This window comes from Acinetobacter sp. AOR18_HL, from assembly GCF_027855145.1.
Lineage (GTDB): Bacteria > Pseudomonadota > Gammaproteobacteria > Pseudomonadales > Moraxellaceae > Acinetobacter > Acinetobacter pittii.
The window spans coordinates 1-21,712 of record NZ_JAKTIG010000050.1; the positions used below are offsets into that span (position 1 = coordinate 1).

Annotated in this window: 21 protein-coding genes and 2 pseudogenes; 10 read left to right on the top strand and 13 right to left on the bottom strand. The window is 39.3% G+C overall.

Annotation, left to right across the window (positions count from 1 at the left end; all coding sequences use genetic code 11):
• Window positions 1–31: 31 nt before the first annotated feature.
• From MKL51_RS12955 to MKL51_RS12990, 8 genes and pseudogenes are all read right to left on the bottom strand, one after another.
• Window positions 32–1,636, bottom strand: coding sequence for an IS66-like element ISAba46 family transposase (locus MKL51_RS12955; protein ID WP_017402503.1), 1,605 nt, complete (start codon window positions 1,634–1,636; stop codon window positions 32–34).
• Window positions 1,637–1,710: 74 nt separating this feature from the next.
• Window positions 1,711–2,046 carry an IS66 family insertion sequence element accessory protein TnpB gene (gene tnpB, locus MKL51_RS12960; RefSeq protein ID WP_004832949.1) on the bottom strand — a complete coding sequence of 112 codons (336 nt, stop codon included), beginning with the start codon at window positions 2,044–2,046 and terminating at the stop codon, window positions 1,711–1,713.
• Window positions 2,043–2,426, bottom strand: a complete 384-nt coding sequence (gene tnpA / locus MKL51_RS12965; protein ID WP_004646130.1) for an IS66-like element accessory protein TnpA — start codon at window positions 2,424–2,426, stop codon at window positions 2,043–2,045. The genes tnpB and tnpA overlap by 4 nt, the downstream gene beginning before the upstream one ends.
• A gap of 294 nt (window positions 2,427–2,720) precedes the next feature.
• Complete coding sequence (gene yddG / locus MKL51_RS12970) at window positions 2,721–3,635, bottom strand: aromatic amino acid DMT transporter YddG (protein WP_002126624.1); 915 nt, start codon at window positions 3,633–3,635, stop codon at window positions 2,721–2,723.
• Between the two features lie 12 nt (window positions 3,636–3,647).
• On the bottom strand, window positions 3,648–4,940 hold the full coding sequence (locus tag MKL51_RS12975; RefSeq protein WP_004832916.1) for an MFS transporter: 1,293 nt from the start codon (window positions 4,938–4,940) through the stop codon (window positions 3,648–3,650).
• Window positions 4,941–4,996: 56 nt separating this feature from the next.
• Window positions 4,997–6,235: a M24 family metallopeptidase gene (locus tag MKL51_RS12980; RefSeq protein ID WP_004832908.1), complete on the bottom strand. Its 1,239-nt coding sequence runs from the start codon at window positions 6,233–6,235 to the stop codon at window positions 4,997–4,999.
• A 115-nt stretch (window positions 6,236–6,350) separates the two neighbouring features.
• The gene (locus MKL51_RS12985; RefSeq protein ID WP_004832906.1) at window positions 6,351–7,310 is read right to left on the bottom strand and encodes a GlxA family transcriptional regulator; all 960 of its coding nucleotides are present in this window, start codon (window positions 7,308–7,310) and stop codon (window positions 6,351–6,353) included.
• Between the two features lie 175 nt (window positions 7,311–7,485).
• Window positions 7,486–8,055: pseudogene (locus MKL51_RS12990) on the bottom strand (DDE-type integrase/transposase/recombinase); the annotation flags it as partial.
• Window positions 8,056–8,144: 89 nt separating this feature from the next.
• Between MKL51_RS12990 and MKL51_RS12995 the strand changes: the two are divergent.
• The 4 genes from MKL51_RS12995 to MKL51_RS13010 all read left to right on the top strand — a co-directional run bounded on the left by MKL51_RS12995 (window position 8,145) and on the right by MKL51_RS13010 (window position 11,262).
• Window positions 8,145–8,420, top strand: coding sequence for a metal/formaldehyde-sensitive transcriptional repressor (locus MKL51_RS12995; RefSeq protein WP_001133624.1), 276 nt, complete (start codon window positions 8,145–8,147; stop codon window positions 8,418–8,420).
• Window positions 8,421–8,441: 21 nt separating this feature from the next.
• Complete coding sequence (locus tag MKL51_RS13000) at window positions 8,442–9,554, top strand: S-(hydroxymethyl)glutathione dehydrogenase/class III alcohol dehydrogenase (RefSeq protein WP_007393395.1); 1,113 nt, start codon at window positions 8,442–8,444, stop codon at window positions 9,552–9,554.
• A gap of 228 nt (window positions 9,555–9,782) precedes the next feature.
• A complete protein-coding gene (fghA, locus tag MKL51_RS13005; protein WP_270904329.1) occupies window positions 9,783–10,613 on the top strand; it encodes an S-formylglutathione hydrolase in 831 nt (276 codons plus the stop codon).
• Window positions 10,614–10,947: 334 nt separating this feature from the next.
• Window positions 10,948–11,262: a putative quinol monooxygenase gene (locus MKL51_RS13010; protein WP_017386625.1), complete on the top strand. Its 315-nt coding sequence runs from the start codon at window positions 10,948–10,950 to the stop codon at window positions 11,260–11,262.
• A 73-nt stretch (window positions 11,263–11,335) separates the two neighbouring features.
• Here the strand turns inward: MKL51_RS13010 and MKL51_RS21045 are convergent.
• Window positions 11,336–11,665: pseudogene (locus tag MKL51_RS21045) on the bottom strand (IS3 family transposase); the annotation flags it as partial.
• Between the two features lie 183 nt (window positions 11,666–11,848).
• Here MKL51_RS21045 and MKL51_RS13020 point away from each other — a divergent pair.
• The 3 genes from MKL51_RS13020 to MKL51_RS13030 all read left to right on the top strand — a co-directional run bounded on the left by MKL51_RS13020 (window position 11,849) and on the right by MKL51_RS13030 (window position 15,103).
• Window positions 11,849–13,006, top strand: coding sequence for an iron-containing alcohol dehydrogenase (locus MKL51_RS13020; protein ID WP_000931664.1), 1,158 nt, complete (start codon window positions 11,849–11,851; stop codon window positions 13,004–13,006).
• Window positions 13,007–13,096: 90 nt separating this feature from the next.
• A complete protein-coding gene (locus tag MKL51_RS13025; protein WP_000697981.1) occupies window positions 13,097–13,774 on the top strand; it encodes a type 1 glutamine amidotransferase domain-containing protein in 678 nt (225 codons plus the stop codon).
• 201 nt (window positions 13,775–13,975) lie between these two features.
• Entirely contained in the window at window positions 13,976–15,103 is a 1,128-nt protein-coding gene (locus tag MKL51_RS13030) for an alkene reductase (RefSeq protein WP_005071529.1), read from the top strand.
• Window positions 15,104–15,186: 83 nt separating this feature from the next.
• Here the strand turns inward: MKL51_RS13030 and MKL51_RS13035 are convergent, their stop codons facing one another.
• Together MKL51_RS13035 and MKL51_RS13040 are read right to left on the bottom strand one after the other, a co-directional pair.
• Window positions 15,187–15,417 (bottom strand): hypothetical protein, encoded by a 231-nt coding sequence (locus MKL51_RS13035; protein WP_004796107.1) that lies wholly within the window; start codon window positions 15,415–15,417, stop codon window positions 15,187–15,189.
• Window positions 15,418–15,521: 104 nt separating this feature from the next.
• Window positions 15,522–16,130, bottom strand: a complete 609-nt coding sequence (locus MKL51_RS13040; protein ID WP_017386623.1) for a TetR/AcrR family transcriptional regulator — start codon at window positions 16,128–16,130, stop codon at window positions 15,522–15,524.
• Window positions 16,131–16,269: 139 nt separating this feature from the next.
• Here MKL51_RS13040 and MKL51_RS13045 point away from each other — a divergent pair, with 139 nt between their 5' ends.
• Both MKL51_RS13045 and MKL51_RS13050 read left to right on the top strand, forming a co-directional pair.
• Window positions 16,270–17,292, top strand: a complete 1,023-nt coding sequence (locus MKL51_RS13045; protein ID WP_017386622.1) for an NADP-dependent oxidoreductase — start codon at window positions 16,270–16,272, stop codon at window positions 17,290–17,292.
• A gap of 16 nt (window positions 17,293–17,308) precedes the next feature.
• Complete coding sequence (locus MKL51_RS13050) at window positions 17,309–17,947, top strand: glutathione S-transferase family protein (RefSeq protein ID WP_005134221.1); 639 nt, start codon at window positions 17,309–17,311, stop codon at window positions 17,945–17,947.
• A 410-nt stretch (window positions 17,948–18,357) separates the two neighbouring features.
• On the opposite strand, the gene MKL51_RS13055 is transcribed toward MKL51_RS13050, so the two are convergent.
• Window positions 18,358–18,789 carry a PPC domain-containing protein gene (locus tag MKL51_RS13055; protein WP_005134223.1) on the bottom strand — a complete coding sequence of 144 codons (432 nt, stop codon included), beginning with the start codon at window positions 18,787–18,789 and terminating at the stop codon, window positions 18,358–18,360.
• A 299-nt stretch (window positions 18,790–19,088) separates the two neighbouring features.
• Between MKL51_RS13055 and MKL51_RS13060 the strand changes: the two genes are divergently transcribed.
• Entirely contained in the window at window positions 19,089–20,288 is a 1,200-nt protein-coding gene (locus tag MKL51_RS13060) for a tyrosine-type recombinase/integrase (protein ID WP_000059636.1), read from the top strand.
• Between the two features lie 140 nt (window positions 20,289–20,428).
• Here the strand turns inward: MKL51_RS13060 and MKL51_RS13065 are convergent, their stop codons facing one another.
• The gene (locus MKL51_RS13065; protein ID WP_000343018.1) at window positions 20,429–21,637 is read right to left on the bottom strand and encodes an IS256-like element ISAba26 family transposase; all 1,209 of its coding nucleotides are present in this window, start codon (window positions 21,635–21,637) and stop codon (window positions 20,429–20,431) included.
• Window positions 21,638–21,712 lie beyond the last annotated feature (75 nt).

Consider the following 21,712-nt stretch of genomic DNA (forward strand, 5'->3'; position numbering starts at 1 on the left):
GTAAGCGTCCGCTGAATCCCATACCAATTTTTTAATTCGATTTAGGTTTCCAGCAGTGTGGCAGTAACTCTTCAATCTGGGTCACTTTATGTGTCGGTAGCTTTTTCAGCACATCACTTAAATAGGCATACGGATCCAAGCCATTCAGCTTTGCTGACTGGATTAAAGTCATGATATTTGCCGCTCGCTGTCCACTGCGCAGCGAACCTGCAAACAACCAGTTCTTACGGCCCAATGCCCAGGGACGCATTGAGTTCTCTGCCCAGTTATTGTCAATGGGTAGATTGCCATCATCCAGATAGCGGCTTAAGGCTGGCCAACGCTTCAGACTGTAATTGATCGCCTTGGCGGTTGGAGAACTCGATGGCACCGTCAGATCATGTTGGTTGAGCCATTCATACAGTTGTTGCCTCACCGGTTGGCTGTGCTGTTGTCGGTATTCGCGGCGGTGTTCTGCTGTACTATCGGTCTTTTTCCTGAGTTCTGCTTCTATGGCATACAGTTTCTGAATCAGCACTAATGCCTGTTCAGCGATCTGACTTTTCCCGGTCACATGCAGTTCATGAAATTTACGACGTGCATGTGCCATGCAGCCCACCTCAATGACATCGCCTGATTTAAAGCGTGCTTTATAACCACTGTAATCATCACAGACCAGATGGCCCTGCCAGCCATTCAGGAACTCTTCTGCATGCTGACCTGAACGGCTATCCTGAAAGTCATAGATCACCGCTTGAACTGGATTGTACTGTGTGGTGGCATAGGCCCAGACATAACCTTTCTTCGGTTTTTTCTCATTCTCACCCATCCGCATAATGGTGACCGGCGTTTCATCGGCATGGATCACCCGCTGTTGCAGCACCACCTGTTTTAAGGCATTGGCCAGAGGTTCCAGTTCCACACCGCAGCGACCAATCCAGTCAGATAACGTGGATCTGGACAGATCAATGCCCGCCCGCTGATAGATCAGGCGCTGACGGTACAGCGGTAAATGATCGGCATACTTCGATACCAACACATGGCTGAGCAGTTCAGGTGAAGCAATGCCTTTATCAATCACATAGGCTGGCATCGCTTGCTGAGTCAGGGTGTCGCACTGATCACAGACCCATTTGCCACGGATATGCTGTTCCTTATAGAACTGTGCCGGTCTGAAATGCAGTTTTTCACTGACATCTTCGCCGATACGCCGGAGTTGGCATCCACAAGCACATTGGGTTGATGCAGGTTCATGCTCAATACGGATGGTGTGTAGATGATCTGGCAGTGGTCGACGTTTAGGTTTATTGACTGTGGCTTTGTGTGTCACTGCATCGGTTTTATCTGCATTCAGCCGCTCCAGTTCTAGATCAACCGCGGCAATATCTTCTTCAACCGCTTCATCCCACAGATGGATTTGTTTTGCCGTTAAGTGTTCATTCTTTTGGGCGAATTTGTGCTTTTTAAACAGCGCCAGTTCATGCTCGTATTTTTGAGTGAGAATAGAAAGATGTTGAACTTTGGCATCCAATTGCTGGTTTGATTTTTCTAACTCTTGATTTGATTCTGCCAGAGACTGATGCTGCATTGCCAACTGTCTGGTGAATTCCAGCAGTTGTTCATGGGTCAGTTGGCTTAAGTCAGGCAGCGTATTCATGACCGCAGTATGCCTGAGGTCATGAGAAGAATGAAATAGAACGTTTGGAGAATAGCAGAATGGAACAGTCTGGTTTAAAGCATCGTCACCACCTGCTGTCGTCCAATGCGCTGCCAAGGTAAACCCTGGATCAGTGCCTGTAACTGTTCCGGACTTATCGCCATGCTTTCACCCTGGTGAACCTGCGCCCAGTGGAATTTTCCCTGTTCCAGCCGCCGGGCACACAGCCAGATGCCCAGTCCATCATGTACCAGCACTTTCATGCGATGGCCACGTTTATTACAGAACAGGTAAGCACAATGCGGTTTGATGTAGCCAAAGGCTCTCACCACCTGAGCCATGACAATATCCATCCCTGCTCGCATATCCAGAGGTTGGGTAGAAAGCCAGATTTCATCAATGCGGATCATGTTGCAAGTGCCTTGAGTAATTCTGCTAAAGCAGATATTTCTGATACTTGCCATTTCAAGCCAATTTCTGCTTTTGAGTGGGGTAAAGTAATTTGAACCTTTAACATGTCAGTAGGAGTAGGATCTAATGGTGCAGAGCAAGATAAGGCAATAAATGCAGGTTTATTCGGTAGTGGTGAGCGATCATTCCCTGGCTTAGCATCAATTAAGCGAATCCATTTGGATACAAGATTTGTATTCAATCCATGTTGCAAAGCGACCGAAGCAATTGAAACGTCCGGTGCTTTACAAGCCTGAACGATCTGCTGTTTAAATTCAGCACTGTATGTTCTTCGTTTTTTCGCAAGAGATGCGATGGATGTCTGGTGATTTGTAGTCATAAATTTTAGTCCCCACTTGTTTTTAAGTGTGGACTAAATTAAGGCTTATAGGATGAATTCAGAAGGTGTGTTCAGCGGACGCTTACCATGAAATTGCATCGTAGACTGGATTTGTTGTCAAATATCATCGGTGAGTAGAGTTCGTGCCATTGAAAAATATACAAATAAAAAGAGGTTAAATCATTCTTTTAAATCTTTAAAATCAATTTTTCAAATGAGGACACGCCTTAATAGATAAACAGTTTCAATATCTTGACTTCGCTTAAAGTCTAGTATGTTAATTTTAGTATAACTCTAAATAATTTGTTTCTTTCGAGTCGCTAACCAACACAAAACTGCTCCTGCTGTCACCATTGCAACACCTTGCCAAAAGATAAAAGATAAGGACGTACTTAGAATTAATGCCGCAAACAAAGCTGATAACACGGGAATAAAATAAGAAGCTCCAGCCATTAACGTCATGTTCCCTGAAATAATTCCAATATTCCAAGCACCATATCCCAAACCTAAAGCACCAGCTGCCATAATCAGAGTGAGTGTATTGTCATAAGTAAAATTAAGAGCTGACCCACTCATGAGAAGGTATTTGATCCATAGTACAACTCCAGTCAAGGCAAAAAATATAGTGACTAGATTTTTACCCTGAGATGTTTTTACTGTCACAGAACAATATGCAGCCCACAAAATAGCAGCAGCAAAAGCTAAACCATAACTAAGAGGATTAGCTTTTAAATTAGTAAATATCTGAAAAAAATCAAATCCAGTATCTCCTCCTAGTACCCAACAAATTCCAACTAAAGCGAATATGCAGCCAGGAATAATTAAAATATTGGCCTTAACGTTGTTAAAAATAATTGCGAATAGTAGAGTAAATGTTGGCCATAGATAATTAATCATGCCAACTTCGATTGCTTGTCTACTGTTTTGCGCATAGCCAATAGAAAGGGCAAAACATAATTCATAAGCAACAAATAAAAGGCTTCCCCACCATAAATAGGATTTTGGGATGGTAGAAAACTTAGGCATACCAACCATGAAAACTAAAATCATGGATGCGACACTGTAAATTAGAGCAGCACCAGCTACAGCTCCAAAGCTCTCACTGACACTACGCATTAAGCCTACATTTGTACTCCAAAATATGACGGCTGTAAGACCAATTAAAGTAGATATATTTCTATTGAGTGTAGGGAGAGCATTTAAAAGCATAACCTATTCCTATTAAGCCTTAGCATTGATTAAATGATGTGATTTCCTTTCTAATAAAGCTATACTTGCAAAAATTGCAACTATAACTAATAAGATACTAGGTGCTAAGGTATTAGCTGTTTGTTGAATTAACCAGGTTGCAACGAAAGGAACTGTTCCACCTAATAGTGCATTAGCAGTATTAAAACTAAAGGCAAAACCGGTATAGCGCACTTGTATAGGGAATTGTTCTGTTAAATATGCAGGTAAGCTCCCATCGTTCATTGCTAATAATGTGCAGAACACGAGCTGAATGATCACCATTTCAATAAAACTGGCAGTTGAAAGTAAGTAGAACAAGGGTACAGTCAGTACGATAAAGCTTAGACCTGCCCAAAGCAACATTTTCTTACGTCCAATTCGATCTGAATATTTGCCCATCACAAAAACTACAGCAATATAAAATAGCAATGAAATTGACCCTGATATAAAGGCTTTGGATTTATTTACACCTAACTCTGTAGCTAAATAATTTGGCATATAACTAAAAATAAGATAGAAGGCGGTGGCATTTAAAGATGCAACTGCAAATGCTTTAAAAAGTGCTGGTTGATACTGAGTAAATAAGGCTTTGATTGGAAAAATTTCTTTGTTGCTATTTTTTTGATGTTCTAAAAACTCTGGGGTTTCTTCTAACTTTACACGGATATAATACCCGATTAAACCTATTGGTGCTGCCAATAAAAATGGAATTCTCCAACCATATTCGTGTAAAAACGCCTCTGACATGAAAGCGAACATCGCCGCTGCCATTAAAGAGCCGAGTAGTAAACCCGTTGCAGTACTTGCAGGAACTAAACTGGTATAAAGTCCTCTTTTTCCCTTAGGGGCGTATTCTGCAAGAAAATTTGCTGCACCAGCATATTCACCTGAAGCGGATAAGCCTTGGATCATCCGGAATATTAATAACATAATCGGTGCAAAAATACCGATACTTTGATAACTTGGTAACAGTGCAATACATACCGTAGCCAGTGTCATTAATATAATCGACCACGATAGTGCATTTTTTCGACCAAATTTATCCCCAACATGCCCCCAAAAAATACCGCCTAATGGACGAAAAATAAATGAAATTGCAAAGATCGCATATGTAGCCATTAATGCTGTTAAAGAGTCACTTTTCGGGAAAAAAACCACTGCAATAACTGTTGCCAAAAAACCATATGCAGCATAATCAAACCACTCCACAAAATTACCAATAAAGCTGGCGCTAGCAACACGTCTTAAAGTATTTTTTTGCTCTATTTGATGATTGTTTTTCATTCTATTTACTCCTAATTAAATAGGCACTCATTTTCAGAGTGCCTATTTAAAATCTTTTATTTGATAATGTTATGTTCTGGACCATATGGGAATTTGGTAATATTTTCATTTCCTGATTCTGTAACGACCAAGATATCATGTTCACGGTAACCACCAGCCCCAGCCATTCCTTGCGGAATCATAATCATAGGTTCCATTGAAATCACCATGCCTGGTTCTATCACCGTATCAATATCTTCACGTAATTCTAAACCGGCTTCACGACCGTAATAATGTGATAACACACCAAAGGAATGTCCATAACCAAATGTGCGGTACTGCAATAAACCTTCTTCATAGAAAATTTCATTTAACTCTTTAGCAATATCACTGCAACGTGCACCTGGGCGAATGAGTTTTAAGCCAGCTTCATGCACCTTGACATTCGCCTCCCAAATTCGTAATGAAGCATCATCACAGTGATCAAAGAACTGTGTACGCTCTAAAGCTATATAATAGCCAGCAATCATAGAAAAGCAGTTTAAACTTAAAATATCACCTTTTTGGACTTGGCGGGTTGTAACAGGATTATGTGCACCATCCGTATTAATGCCTGATTGAAACCAAGTCCACGTATCCATGAGTTCAGAGTTTGGAAAACGTTTGGCAATTTCACGTACCATGGATTGAGTAGAGGCTAAAGCCACTTCATGCTCTGGCACACCTTCACGAATTGCTGCAGTCACTGCAAAACCACCAATATCACATACTGCAGCACCTTGGGTGATATGTGCAATTTCTTCAGCAGATTTAATCATGCGTAGCTTCATGCATGCGGAACTAATATCCACAAACTGCACATTCGGTAAAACTGCTTTTAACTTGTTTAAACGTTCTAAAGGTAAATGATCAAACTCAATTCCTACACGGCCTTTATTTGGAATTTCTTGTGCAACCGCTTTAAAATAGTTATCACGCTGCCAGTCAGTATAAACTACGTTATAGTCGCCAATCGTACGACGCCAAGGTTGCCCAGCATCAATATTTGCTGAAATTGTCACCACTTTTTCTGGGCTAACCACCAGACCGTAGAAGCGCCCAAATGAACAATAAATAAAGTCTGCATAATAGTTAATGTTATGGATTGAACTAAATAGAATATGATCAATTTCTAGCTCTTCCATTAGTTGGCGTAACTTGCTCTGTCTATTTTGATACTCAGATAATGAAAATGTTGCAGAAACTTTTTCACCATTTTCAATGGTTAATAATGATGGTAGTTGTGAAGCAGCAAAATTATTTACTAAAGTATTCATATATTTTCCTAGATCAATGTAATGTAATCAATGAGCTAAGCTTATGCAGAATATGAATAGGGATTTTTGCTAAAAGCGTCAAAAAGTTGTCAAAAACCGACAAGACTAAAAAACACTAATGAGCAAAATCCAGAATGTTACGTTCAAATTTGGGGGAATAGTTAAAAAAAGCTTTATAGGCTTTAGTAAAACTAGATACATTACAAAAACCACATGCCAAAGCAATATTTGAAATGTTTAACGTAGACTGTTTAAGTAGATTCTGTGCATAGGTGAGTCTTAGTTTTAAATAATATTCTTTTGGAGCCAATTGTAGACTCATTTTAAACAAGCGCTCTAAAGTACGCGGTTGAATTTTTACATGCTGTGCAATTTCAGCAATAGTTAAAGGCTCATTAATATTATTTTCCATTAAGCGCAATACTTCTTGAATCTGAAAATCAAGTTTTTTCTTATGTTCAGCAATAGGTTGATGTTGAATTTCATTGCTCTCACGCACTTGATGAACAATAAATTGCTCACAGATTCTTTTAGCAATATTTGGATAGTGTATTTCAACAAGTGCCAAGCCTAAATCAATCGCTGCAAGCCCACCAGAACAGGTAAAACGGTTCGCATCAATGGTAAAAATATGTGGGGTAAACTGTACTAATGGAAACTCTTCTTGTGCCGCTAAGCTATTTTCCCAATGAAGGCTAGCACGAAAGCCATTTAGTAGATTGGCTTTCGCTAATACATAAGCGCCTGTACATAAACCACCTAAAGCAATTTTTTGTTGATCCAACCTATATAAAAAATTCTTTAAGCGTACTGTCATATTTTTATAAAGTTGAAAACCACCACAAATAAAAACTATATCCATGTTCAGTAAATGTGACCAAACACAGGTATGTTGTATTTGAAGACCATTGCTTGCGCAGCTATGATGACCATCTAAACCCGTTACATTCCATTGGTATAAATTGTCTTCTGTAACATAATTAGCCATACGTAAGACTTCAACCATGTTTGAGAAAGCAATCATTGAAAAGTTATCGAGTAATAAAAAACCAATACGCTTAGAGTTTTGTAACATAAATTTAATGTTCTTCACTTTTTTCAATACTTTTATAAAGCAATTTTGAGACCACAATTTTGATTTTTTCAGATTTAAAAGTCACTTTTGTCTTTATTTCCATGAGGCTTTGTTGCATAAAGCCTTTGATAGCAGAGTGAACCATACTGGGTTTGTAGGAGACTTTTTATTTAAGTTAGGCCACCTGAACTAACGGGTTAATTTTATCATAATACTTTGTTTCAAAATCAAAAGGCGATACATAACCAATGCACTGTGTACACGCTTTTTATTGAACCAATCTACCCAATTTAATATCGCAAGTTGTACATCTGCTTTTCAATAGTCAATCACCTCAGTTTTGTATAAGCCATTCACCGTTTCAGCCAAAGCATTATCATAGGAATCACCAGTTGTACCGACTGATGCTCCTAAATTTGCTGCCTCTAACAGGATAACGAATAGAAAGATATTGCACACCTCTATTTAAATCATGAATTACATTCTTTGGCATACATCGGTCACGTAATACTTGCTCCAGTGCATCAAGCACCATATCTGTATTCATCCGTGTTGATACTTTCCATCCAACAATTGCGCGTGAGAACACGTCAATAATAAGGGCGGTATAGACCTAGCCTGAATTTGTTTGAATATAGCTGAAGTCTGCGACCTGACATACAAGAAGCACTGCTTCGCAAGGGTCAGGATGATCAGTACTAAAATTACGGTTCACCAAGCCAACTGCCCGTTTTTGGTCATCTCGTACAAAGCCTTTTCGATTTATAAAAAAATATTGTTCTTTTTTATACTATAGGGCACTATAGTATTAATACTAGCAAATAAGGAGGTCTGATGCCTAATCAGGTTGAAGACAAAAAAAAGATTCTTCTACGCGTCAGAAAGATCAAAGGTCAGACGCAAGCGATTGAAAAAGCGTTAGAAGACAATGTGGAATGTGGTGCAATTCTGCAACAAATATGCTCTGTGCGTGGTGCTATTAATGGTTTAATGAATGAGATGTTGGAGGTTCATTTAAAGGACACTTTAGTATCAGGTGAAACCACAGAACAACAACGAAAAGAAGAACTGGCTGAAATCGCCAAGATTCTAAAATCATATTTAAAATAGACCTGTATAAGGAGTTATTCCATGAAGTCACGTGCTGCTGTTGCGTTTGGTCCTGGTCAACCTCTTCAAATTGTTGAAGTTGATGTTGCACCACCGAAGAAAGGTGAAGTATTAATCAAGATCTCCCATACCGGTGTGTGTCATACAGATGCATTCACTTTGTCTGGCGATGATCCTGAAGGCGTTTTTCCGGCTATTCTCGGGCATGAAGGTGCTGGCGTTGTGGTTGAGGTTGGTGAAGGCGTGACTAGTGTCAAACCAGGTGATCATGTAATTCCACTTTACACCGCTGAATGTGGCGAGTGCGTATTCTGTAAATCTGGAAAATCGAACTTGTGTATTGCCGTTCGCGAAACTCAAGGTAGAGGCGTAATGCCAGATGGTACCACTCGTTTTTCTTACAATGGTCAACCGATTTACCATTATATGGGCTGCTCAACGTTCAGTGAATACACGGTAGTGGCAGAAGTATCATTGGCTAAAATCAATCCTGAAGCCAATCATGAACATGTATGCTTATTGGGTTGTGGGGTAACAACGGGTATCGGTGCAGTACACAACACGGCTAAAGTACAAGAAGGTGATAGTGTTGCGGTTTTTGGTTTAGGTGGTATTGGTTTGGCAGTCGTACAAGCCGCACGTCAAGCTAAAGCAGGGCGTATTATTGTGGTTGACATGAATCCTGATAAATTTGCGCTGGCAAAAGAGTTTGGTGCAACGGACTTCTTGAACCCTAAAGATTACGATAAACCAATCCAGCAAGTAATTGTCGAAATGACTGGCTGGGGTGTAGATCATTCATTTGAATGTATTGGTAACGTGAATGTGATGCGCTCAGCCCTTGAAAGTGCACACCGTGGCTGGGGACAATCCGTAATTATTGGTGTTGCTGGCGCAGGTCAGGAAATCTCTACCCGTCCATTCCAACTGGTTACTGGTCGTAAATGGCTAGGTTCTGCCTTTGGTGGCGTAAAAGGTCGTACGCAACTTCCAGGAATGGTTGAAGATGCCATGAAAGGTAAAATTCAATTAGAACCATTTGTGACACATACGATGGGCTTGGATCAGATCAATGAAGCCTTTGATCTAATGCATGAAGGTAAGTCAATTCGTACTGTAATTCATTACGAATAATTGCGACAAACCTTATACTTTTCCATGCATGTGCATCATGAATGACATGCATGGAATCCTCTAAAACGGCACATCAACTGTAAAACAGATCTATCTGTGTAGGCATCGTGTATAGGTTCAATAAACCTGCCTACATTTTAATTCTTTATCACTATTCTGTGTGGAGAATGTCAGACTCTTTGTTTACTTGATTTCTCATGAAGTCTTGCTCAACATAGGTAATTGATTATGGAAATAATTGAGAAACATGCTTCTTTTGGTGGGTCGCAAGAAGTGTATCGCCATCAGTCAATAGCATTAAACTGTTCAATGAAATTCTCAATATATCTGCCACCTCATGACAAAGATGAGCGGTTGCCAGTTTTATATTGGTTATCAGGACTGACTTGCAACGAACAGAACTTTATTACTAAAGCCGGAGCACAAAAGTATGCGGCTGAACATAAAGTCATTATTGTTGCACCAGATACCAGCCCACGTGGAGAAGATGTACCAGATCATGCAGATTATGATTTAGGCCAAGGCGCAGGATTCTATGTGAATGCAACACAAGCACCCTGGTCACAGCATTTCAAAATGTATGATTATATTGTGGAAGAGCTGAGAAATCTGATTGACCTGAATTTTCCGACCAATCAAGTCCAAAGCATTATGGGGCATAGCATGGGTGGTCATGGTGCATTAGTAATTGGGTTAAAAAATCCTGAGCTGTATAAAAGTATTTCTGCTTTTGCACCAATTGTTGCACCTAGGCAAGTACCTTGGGGGAAAAAGGCTTTTACACACTACCTAGGTGAAACCGAAACTTTATGGAAAAGCTATGATGCGATTGAATTAATCAAAAACGCTGAAGTTCATTTACCTATTTTAGTCGATCAGGGAACAGCTGATGATTTTCTTGAAGAACAGTTAAGGCCTAAGCTTCTTAGTAATATTTGTTTGGAACAAGAATATCCTCTTACACTTAACCTAAGAGAAGGGTATGACCATAGCTATTACTTCATTGCGAGCTTTATAGAGAAACATATAGAGTTTCACAGCAAATTCCTAGCTAAATAACTTTCATAGATATGAGGATGTACAATGTTGTTCTTGAATGCTTCTTGAGCAATATAATTTCCAGATGAAGAGGTCAGCTTATAAATCTAAGGTAGAGTCAATTGATCCTTATATAAATAAGATTGAATTGAATCATCTCATATCTTAATTTTTTTGATTCAAATGTTAATGATATTAACTTGAATAAATTCATAGCATTATGTCGAAATAAAAACCCAGATTTTGGCTCAGCTATGGGAATTTTTTTAACTTTTATACAACAAAACTTTCTGAAATTCATACATTAGCAATGTCAGAATTAGTTTTAATTCTAATCAATTGTGGAGTTTTAGTCATGCTTAAAACAGCTTTATATGTCCGTCTTGAAGCTAAACCGGGTAAAGAAGACGAAGTGGAAGCTTTCCTTAAAGCCGGTTTACCTATTGTAATGGAAGAACCTGCGACAGTTGCGTGGTTTGGCCTACGTCTTGGACCTACAACATTTGGTATTTTTGATGCATTTCCTGATGAGGCGGGTCGCCAAGCACATTTATCTGGCAAGGTTGCAGCTGCTTTGATGGCTCAGGCTGAAGAGCTATTTTCAGAGCCGCCGTCTATTGAAAAAGTAGATGTTTTGGCGAGTAAACTACCAGCTCATACTGATGCTTAAATGTATGAGGGTGCTGCCTGAAATTTCGAATGAAAGGCAGCACTTCAACCCTGTGAGGTTTGTCGGAGTCTTTTTATTCAAGTTGGGCTACTTTATTTAATGGCTTAATCTCATCATTTACATGGGTCAATATCCAAAACAGGGTAAATAAACGAATGCAACTATTTACATGCTTTATATTGAACCAATCTATTTAATTTACTGTCGCATTTGTACATCTGCTAAACCGTGCCAATCTGCTTTTAAAATATTTAATCATCGCTATTTTGTATGAGTCATTCACTGTTTTAGCCAATGCGTTCACGACCATGTCAGTAGTCATACGTGTTGATACCTTCCATCCAACAATCGCTCGTGAAAATACATCAATAATAAAAGTGGTATAGAACAAGCCTGAATTTGTTTAACCATAACTAAAGTCGGCAAGCTGAAATAATATTTATAAAAATAGACGACTGGTCTATTTTTATGTATAGTTAGCACATGGTGTAGTCAAAAGCCGCAGTGTTGCCCAATTTTTTAAAGTTTATTTGATAAATAACGGTGGTTTTTCAAATCAATTAACTGATTATCCTAGGATAAAAATATGCTGAATTTTAACTTTTATAATCCGACCCGTATTATTTTTGGTGGCGATACAATAGCTAAAATCAATGACTATGTGCCTACAGAAGCAAAAGTGTTAATGTTGTTTGGTGGTGAAAGTGCACGTAAGAATGGTACTTTAGCTGAAGTGCGTGAAGCATTAGGTGCAAGAGAAATTCATGAATTTGGCGGAATTGAGCCGAATCCGAGTTATGAAACCCTCATGAAAGCCGTAGAGCTGATTCGTGAACAAAAGATTGATTTCTTGATGGCTGTCGGTGGTGGATCGGTAATTGATGGTACTAAATTTATTGCAGCAGCAGTCAATTATACAGGGGATACATGGGAGATTTTAGAAACCCATGGTACTAAAATTACTCAAGCTTTGCCTTTTGCGAGTGTACTCACCCTTCCGGCAACTGGTTCAGAAATGAATAGCGGTGGGGTAGTCACCAGAAAATCGACCCAAGCCAAATTGTCATTTAGCAGTCCCCATGTTTTTCCGCAATTTTCCGTACTCGATCCGAATAAAACTTTTAGCTTGCCGACGCGCCAGTTAGCAAATGGCGTGGTCGATGCATTTATTCATGTCATGGAACAGTACTTAACTTACCCTGTCAATGCACAAGTACAAGATCGTTTTGCCGAAGGTCTATTGCAAACTCTGATTGAGATTGGACCGAAAATCTTGGACGATTCAGCAGATTATGACACGCGTGCGAATTTGATGTGGGCTGCTAGCATGGCACTGAATGGGCTAATTGGAGCTGGTGTACCACAAGATTGGTCAACCCATTTGATTGGACATGAGCTCACGGCTTTACATGGTATTGATCATGCTCGTACCTTGGCCATTGTGTTTCCGGCCAATCTACAAGTGCGTCGTCAAGAGAAGCGAGAAAAATTACTACAGTATGCAGCTCGTGTCTGGCAGATTGTCGAAGGTGATGAAGAACAACGTATTGATACTGTTATTGCTCGTACTCGAGCCTTCTTTGAGCAACTTGGATTGCCGACTCGTCTTAGCGATTATGGACTGGTGGAGACAGATATTGAGATCATCATTACGCAACTTAAATCACACAATCTTACACAGCTAGGCGAACATAAAACTGTTTCATTAGAGATCAGTCGCCAAATTCTCGCGACGAGCATCTAAGCTAAATGCGCGTATCTGGCATGCTCACGCCACACGGCAAGTGATCATGCAACAATGCTCCTAAATCCTGAAAATTATCGGAAAAATAACATGAAAATTTTAATCGTTTTAACCTCACATGATCAACTTGGCAATACTGGTAAGAAAACAGGTTTCTGGCTAGAAGAACTTGCTGCACCGTATTACACCTTTATTGACTCTGGTGCTGAAGTTACGCTGGCGTCACCTCAAGGTGGGCAGCCACCACTAGATCCGAAAAGTAATTTAGCAGAAGCACAAACTGAAACCACTCATCGTTTTGAAGCTGATCCAACTGCAATGCAAGCATTGGCACAGACGCATAAACTTAGCGAAATCTCTGTAACTGATTATGATGCAGTGTTTTATCCAGGCGGACATGGCCCATTGTGGGATTTAGCAGAAGATCCGATTTCAATTTCTCTGATTGAACAGGCGATTCAGTCTGGCAAACCTGTTGCAGCAGTGTGTCATGCCCCAGGTGTTCTTCGTCATGTGAAAGCGAGTAATGGAGCGCCTTTAGTTAGCGGTAAATTAGTGACTGGTTTCACCAATACTGAGGAGGCCGCTGTAGGTTTGACCGAAATTGTACCATTTTTAGTTGAAGACATGCTTAAAGAAAACGGTGGTCATTATTCTAAAGTGGATGATTGGCAAGTATATGTTCAAGTAGATGGCTTGCTGGTTACTGGACAAAATCCAGCATCTTCTGCTGCAACCGCTACAGCATTACTTCAATTGTTGAAATAAAGAGTAGCTAGTGTTTGTTGTGGTGCTTAGCAGCGAATAAACTTCTGACTCTGAGCAACTGGCGCAATAAGCAAAATAACCCTCACTTAATGGTGACGGGCCTGAGTGAATAGCTTTCCTTCCTTTATTTTTCTATATACAGGAAGGAAGGTTATTTTTTAATTTAGATCAATTAAGCCATGATGACTTGGATACAATAAAATGAAAGCCAGCAAACTTTTTCAAAACTTAAGCTTAGGCCCTTATGTTTTGCAAAACCGTATTGTATTGCCACCATTAACGCGGTCGCGCAGTACTCAGCCAGGGAATATTCCAAATGAACTGATGGCAACCTATTATCAACAGCGTGCCGGGGCAGGATTTATGGTCACCGAAGGTACGCAAATCGAGCCACGTGGTCAAGGCTATGCTTGGACTCCCGGTATTTACAGCCCTGAACAGATTGCTGGATGGTGTAAAGTGACGGAAGCAGTGCATGCTAAAGGAGGCATTATTTTTGCACAACTTTGGCATGTTGGGCGTGTTTCACATACATCTTTGCAACCCGATCATGCATCACCGGTCGCGCCTTCGGCTATTAGGGCTGATAGTAATGTTAAAGTCTTTATTGAGACCGGGCCCAATGCGGGGGCCTTGGCTGATCCTTCAATGCCACGTGCTTTAAGCAATGCAGAAGTTAAAGAATTAGTGCAACTCTATGCTCAAGCAGCGCGTAATGCCTTGGCTGCTGGTTTTGATGGAGTTGAAATTCATTGTGCAAATGGTTATTTGGTGAACCAATTTATCTCTGCACATAGTAACCATCGTGAAGATGAATATGGTGGATCACTAAACAATCGTTTGCGTTTTTTACGTGAAGTAGTAGAGGCAGTTGCTGAGGTGGTTGGTGCAGATCGTTTAGGAGTGCGTTTTGCCCCGCTATTTGAAAGTACAGAGGAAGATCGTGTTTACATGGGGTTGGTTGAAGATGATCCACATGTCACTTATATTGAGGCAATAAAGATACTTGAAGAAGTTGGGATTGCCTATTTATCTATTGCAGAAGCTGATTGGGATAATGCACCAGAACTTCCTCATGATTTTCGTAAAGATGTCAGAGACACTTTCAGTGGTCGGATTATTTATGCAGGTCGATATACGGCAGAAAGAGGGACTCGAATTTTAGAGGCAGGTCTGGCCGATTTAATTGCATTTGGACGCCCATTTATTGCGAATCCAGATTTACCCGATCGTATCGCCAATGGCTGGCCATTGAATGCAGTAGATGCAAGCACTATGTATGGTGGGACGGAAAAAGGCTATATTGATTATCCAGCTTACGCAGATTAATATTGACTTAATGAGTTATTTTGCCAACCTTTGTGGTTGGCAAAATAACGACTTAGGATTGCTGTTGCCAGCACAATTTCTTCTTAAAACAAATTCTTAAAATTTTTTAGCCGTGTAATGAGCCAACCTGCCAGTGGGAAAGAAATCAGTTGCGTTACTGGCACTAATACTATGACTTCAATCAACACCATCATCGGGAAACTTTGATGATGAGTAATTGGCTTTAATAAAGTGAGTACCAGTAATAGTGTGGGATATAAGCCTAAATATCCGACTAAAATACGAGTCATGAGGGCTTTAGAAGGAGAATTCATTGTGCGCTATACTCATGGATTGTAAATTGATCTAATAACAACACATTAATAAGTAATCATTGGGCTGCTGTCATTAATTATGTAATTGATATTTAATCTAATTTTTAAGAAACTTCACTTTTTAATAGAAATTTAGTTGCTCTCAGAGCTTGATGTAATGGTGTTTTATCTTTTTGCAACTTACTCAATAATGCTGCACCTAACCACATTTGGTAAAGTACTTGTGCCAAAGTCGAGGCCTCAGTATCTGCTTGGATAGACTGATCCTGTTTTCCCAAATCAATTAAACCAGCAATACGCTCGATTACATCATCCACGCCAGCGGACATAATGGAGCGCATATCTTCAGATAGATCGGCAACTTCTGCGGCAAGTTTCACAATTAAACAACTATCCGCCCAACCACACTGTGTTTCAGGATCTTCTATCCATAAATTAAAATACTCAATCAGCTTTTGATAAGGAGATTTATCGCTACGCCATACATCATTTAAACAGACTTGGTAATTATCCACATAATGCTGTACCAATTCACATCCGAAAGCTTCCTTGGATTGGAAATAATGATAAAATGAGCCTTTGGGGATCTCACAGCTCTGTAAAATTTCCTGTAATCCTACACCAGTAAAACCTTTATGCAAAATCAGGTCTGAACTGGTGTTAAGAATGTGTAAGCGCTTCGCTTCAGACTTTTTAATAGGATTAGGCTTCATATTAATTATTTACTCTATTATAAAAAATAGACCAGTCGTATTGTTTTTTATTATAACTCCTCTACAATGGATGTAAAGAAATTTTAATCATAATTTTTGATTGTGAAGAGAAATACTTCCAAATAAAACATGGAGTTATATGTGTGAAACAGTTATTAATCAACGCATCGTTTTAGCTAAACGGCCAGTGGGTGAGCCAAAACACAGCGATTTTCGTATTGAGCAAGTTGAACTCAATGAACTTAAACAAGGCGAGATATTGTTAAAAACCATTTACTTGTCACTCGATCCTTATATGCGTGGTCGCATGAGTGATGCTCCTTCATATGCAGCACCGGTTGAAATTGGCGAAGTGATGGTCGGTGGAACAGTCAGTCAAGTGATGGCCTTTAAAAACCCAAAATTCAAAGAAGGCGAGTGGGTTCTTTCCGGAAATGGCTGGCAGGGCTACGCAATTTCTAATGGGTCTGCCTGTCAAAGCTTAGGTATGCAACCTGAACATCCATCTTGGGCATTGGGTATTTTGGGAATGCCAGGATTTACTGCTTATATGGGGTTGTTGGACATTGGTCAGCCTAAAGCCGGTGAAACTTTAGTCGTTGCAGCTGCAATGGGACCTGTGGGTGCTACGGTTGGACAGATTGGCAAAATTAAAGGTTGTCGCGTGGTTGGCGTCGCAGGTGGGGCTGAAAAATGCCGTTATGCAGTAGAAGAACTCGGCTTCGATGCTTGTATCAATCATCATGATGAAAATTTTGCAGAACAATTACAACAAGCAGTTCCCACCGGTATTGATATTTATTATGAGAATGTAGGGGGTAAAGTGTTTGATGCGGTATGGCCATTGCTTAACTCTGCGGCACGTGTACCGGTGTGTGGTGTGGTTTCCCAGTATAACGCTACCGAGCAAGCACAAGGGCCAGACCGTTTACCGGGCTTTATTTCCACCCTTTTAAAAAAGCGTATTCGCATGCAAGGCTTTATTATTTTTGATGATTATGGCAGTCAGTATCCGGAATTCAATCAGCAAATGTCTGACTGGTTGAAAGACGGAAAAATCAAATATAAAGAGCATATGGTGCAAGGTTTAGATAACACGATCAATGCTTTCAATGGTATGTTAAAAGGCGAAAACTTTGGCAAAGTGGTTGTAAAAATTTGAAAAAATAGGAATTATTATGATTACACTACATCATTTAGATCAATCACGTTCTTTTCGCATTTTGTGGTTACTTGAAGAAATCAAGCAGCCCTATGAGCTGAAACGCTATTATCGTGACTCAAGCACGCATTTGGCCCCTGAATCTTTAAAAACCATCCATCCTTTAGGGAAATCTCCAGTATTGGAATGGGATGGCAAAGTTATTGCAGAGTCAGGCGCAATCGTTGAGTTATTAATTCAGAAACTTGCGCCGCATTTAGCACCAGATATGGATGAACCTACCTATGTCGATTATCTACAGTGGATTCATTTCTCAGAAAGCTCTGCCATGCTGCCATTTTTGTTAAAAACGTTTAATGCGATAGAAACCAAGCAAGGCACGAAGTTGGTATTTCTAGAAAATTATACTCAAGTTGAGTTCGATAAGGTATTTGGCCATTTAAATGAATATTTAAAAGATAAAGAATTTCTAGTGGCAGACCGTTTAACCGGTGCTGACTTTATGATGGGCTTTGGACTACATGCTTTAATTTATCATATGGGACAAGGTGAAAATTATCCCCATATCCAACGTTATGTAGCAGGTTTAAGCCAACTACCTAGCTGGCAAGTCGCAGTACAAATTGAACAAAATGGTGTGAAAAGTCAAAAATAGCAAAATTGTTTTTTTAACGCAATTGAGAAAAAGAATCATGATTGACAAGTACATATGATTATAAAATAAGCTGACACTTATTTAAAGTAAACGCCTAATGAATTTCATCGGGCGTTCTCTATTTTAAAGATAAGGAATTACCATTATTTAAGACAAGTTTCGCCTATTCTTTCACTGCAAATTCCTATCAAAAGGGCTTGAATATCACGACGGTTACGTTGAAAGATATAATCAACTTTTGAAAGAAAAGTGACTAACGCACAGCAAGATTAAATTATTCCTTGGGGTATTAAACAAGTAATCTATATCATTTTAATAACATAAACACATATGCGTAAAAATCACGCCCCGCTTAACTGGCAATAGTTTTTGAACCCTCGTATAAAAGCTTAAAAGAATCTAGCAAGTCTTTATTTAATGTTAATACTCATCCAGTATTGAGGTTTTTTATCTCTTCTTGCCTGTGATCTAGGTTGTAATACTCTAATTTCATACTCACCTGAAGCAGGTAAAATATAAATACCATTATCATCAAGCTCTGGAGAATATTCTCCAATATTGATGGAGTCTTTTAATTGATTACCCCATAAGTAAGCTTCAACATTTCCTCCAGTCAACTTCACTTTTAACTTTTGCCCTTTTTTAGCATAAAATTTGTAGGAATCATACTTGTATCCCTCTATCCTTCCGTAATAATTTGCAGAGTAAGCTTTTTTTGCAAACTTAACTACAACAGTCTTTCGTATATCATTGTTATCATTTGCAAGTACGGCTGGGCTAAGCATAGTTAAAGTTAGGGCCATAAAAGCACCAGCTAGTAATTTCGTATTCGCTATTTTCATAAGGTTACCTTAATTCTTGTATCGCCCCTGACATAGTAACATAAGTAATAAGTAACCATGAATCATGGAACAGAACTGTGAATAGTCATAACATAGAGTTGCACTTCAAATGCTAATTTAAGACTTGCGAAATCAATGGTTAATTATTTGGTCACTAAGGAATAGCCAATCTAGATATAAACTTTATTTAACAGATACTTATAAAAATATGTGATGCGTATCATACGCATCATATATAAAGCGTTCTATTTTGATATAATTGATCCAATCAACCCCTTATTAGGTTTCATTTAAATTCCATGAGTCTTACTGATATTAAAGTTCGCCAAGCTCATTGCAAGGAAAAAACCTGTTTTTTATCCGATGAAGATGGGCTTAGCCTGAAGATTGAGCCGAGTGGAAGAAAATCTTGGTGCTATCGCTATACAGATCCACAAACTAAAAAACGTCGACGCATTCAGTTAGGTCTTTATCCTGATTTATCGCTGAAAAAGGCACGACAAGTCAGAGATGACTTTAAAGACAATAATTTCTGTTTTGAACATGATACTGCCTCTAATCTTATCACCTTTGGTAAGGTCGGGGAGGAGTGGTTACAGTTCAAACTGAAGAATGCCTTCAACGATCTACCCCGCTGTGGTGTACTACAGTTAGCAGAAAGATGCTTACAGCAAGATATTTATCCAGACCTTCAGGATTTACCTTTTCAAAACATCAAGCGCTATGACCTGGTTTCAGTAATCAAAAAAATAGAGGGACGCCAAGTAAAAGAACCTGTCAAAAAAGCTTGTAGTTATTTGAACCAAATTTATGACTACGCTGTAGCGATGGGTTATTGTGAGTTCAACATCGCTCATGGTTTAAATAAAATCACCATTAACAGCAAAATCAAGAAAAATTATCCGTATTTGAAAGCGGAGGAAATATCTGATTTTAAGAATAAATTACAAAAATTGGATGCCCATCCCATTATTAAAAAAGCACTGATGTTCAAATTACATACTGGCGTGAGAGGGGCCGAATTGTTATTGGCTGAGCCTCATCATTTTGATTTAAATGAAAAAATCTGGAAAATACCTGCCTTGCATATTAAACAGTTTCGACGAAAAGTTATATTAGGCCATGAGATTCCAGATTTTTTAGTTCCACTTTCAAATCAGGCTTTAGAGATTTTGAAAGACGTCATGCAGTGGTCATACGGTGAAAAATACCTTTTTGCTAGCCCTCGCAAACACAATCAACCGATTCATTTTAATACTCTAAATATGGCCATACGTAAGATGGGGTATGGCAAACATCAACTATCTTCTCATGGATTACGTTCTACTTTTAGTACCATTTTGAATGACTCAGGTTTGTTCCAAGATAATTGGATTGAGGCACAACTTTCACATATTGATAAGAACCGTACCCGTGCCAGCTATAATCACGCTGACTATTTAGCTCAACGGACTGAAATGATGCAGTGGTGGGGTGATTATTTAAGTACTAGTAAGTGAAAATCGTACTTTTATACATAAACTTAAAACATGATGGGGTGTTAAATGGATAGTAAACAATATACTTACCGTGTTAAATGGTCAGCTGAAGATAATGGGTATGTTGGAGCCTGTAAATTATTTTGTGTAAGTTCCATTTTTTATAAATGATCTTTTAATCGATCATCGAACTGAATCGTAAACCAATTCATTGCTAAACGCCAATTTTGAATTGGCATCGTCCATTTCTTCGCAGCATTTGATGTTGCTAAGTAAATGACCTTCTTTACTGAGTCATCAGATGAAAAGATTTTCCTTTTCTTCGTTGAATGGCGTATTACGCTATTCAACGACTCAATCGCATTTGTTGTATAAATTGCATGACGTATTTCGGCTGGATAGCTAAAGATCGTTCGGATATTTTCCCAATTGGCCCGCCAGGATTCTCCAATTTTGGGATACTGGTGATTCCATTGATCACAGAAGATGTCTAGGGATTTTAAAGCATTTTCCTCTGTACTTGCCTGATAAATCGCTTTCAGACCCGACGTAACAGCTTTGTAGTCTTTCCAGCTTACAAATCTCAGGCTATTGCGTACAACATGCACGATACACAGTTGAATATCAGTATGAGGGTAAACAGAGGCTATCGCGTCAGGGAAGCCTTTTAATCCATCTACACAGGCAACAAGAATGTCCTGTACTCCTCGATTTTTTAGCTCTGTCATGACTGACAGCCAGAATTTGGCACCTTCTGTCTGAGCAATCCACATACCCAGTAATTCTTTTTGCCCATCCATATTGATGCCTAAAGCAAGGTATACGGACTTGTTAATCACATTGGAGTGCTGACGGACTTTGACAACAATACAGTCAAGATAGACAACAGGATAAAGGCTATCTAAGGCTCTATTTTGCCACTCAGTCACTTGCTCAATCACAGCATCGGTAACTTTGCTGATGAGAGATGCTGACACATCGGCATCGTACATTTCTTTGAAGAAGGCTACAATTTCCCTATTAGTCATTCCTTTTGCATACAGTGAGAGGATTTGGTCATCCATACTGGTGATGCGTGTTTGGTGCTTTTTGATAATTTGTGGCTCAAATGAACCTTCTCGATCACGGGGAATATCTAAAGCCAGTTGTCCATCTTGAGTTGTAATGGTTTTAGAACTAAACCCATTACGGCTATTTGAGCCTTTCTTGGGCTGATGCTTTTCATAACCGAGATGGTCTGAAAGTTCAGTATTGAGTGCAGTTTCAATCATGAATTTTTTAAAGACTGCTGTCATTTGGTTTAAGTCTTCTGGTGTTTTTAGACCTTTAGCCAATTCGGCAGCCATACTTTTGATTGTTGCTTCATCCATGTGAAGTACCTTTTGTAATTATCCTCTGAAGGATAAATGAAAATTAAGTACTTACACAAAATTTAGAACAGTCCC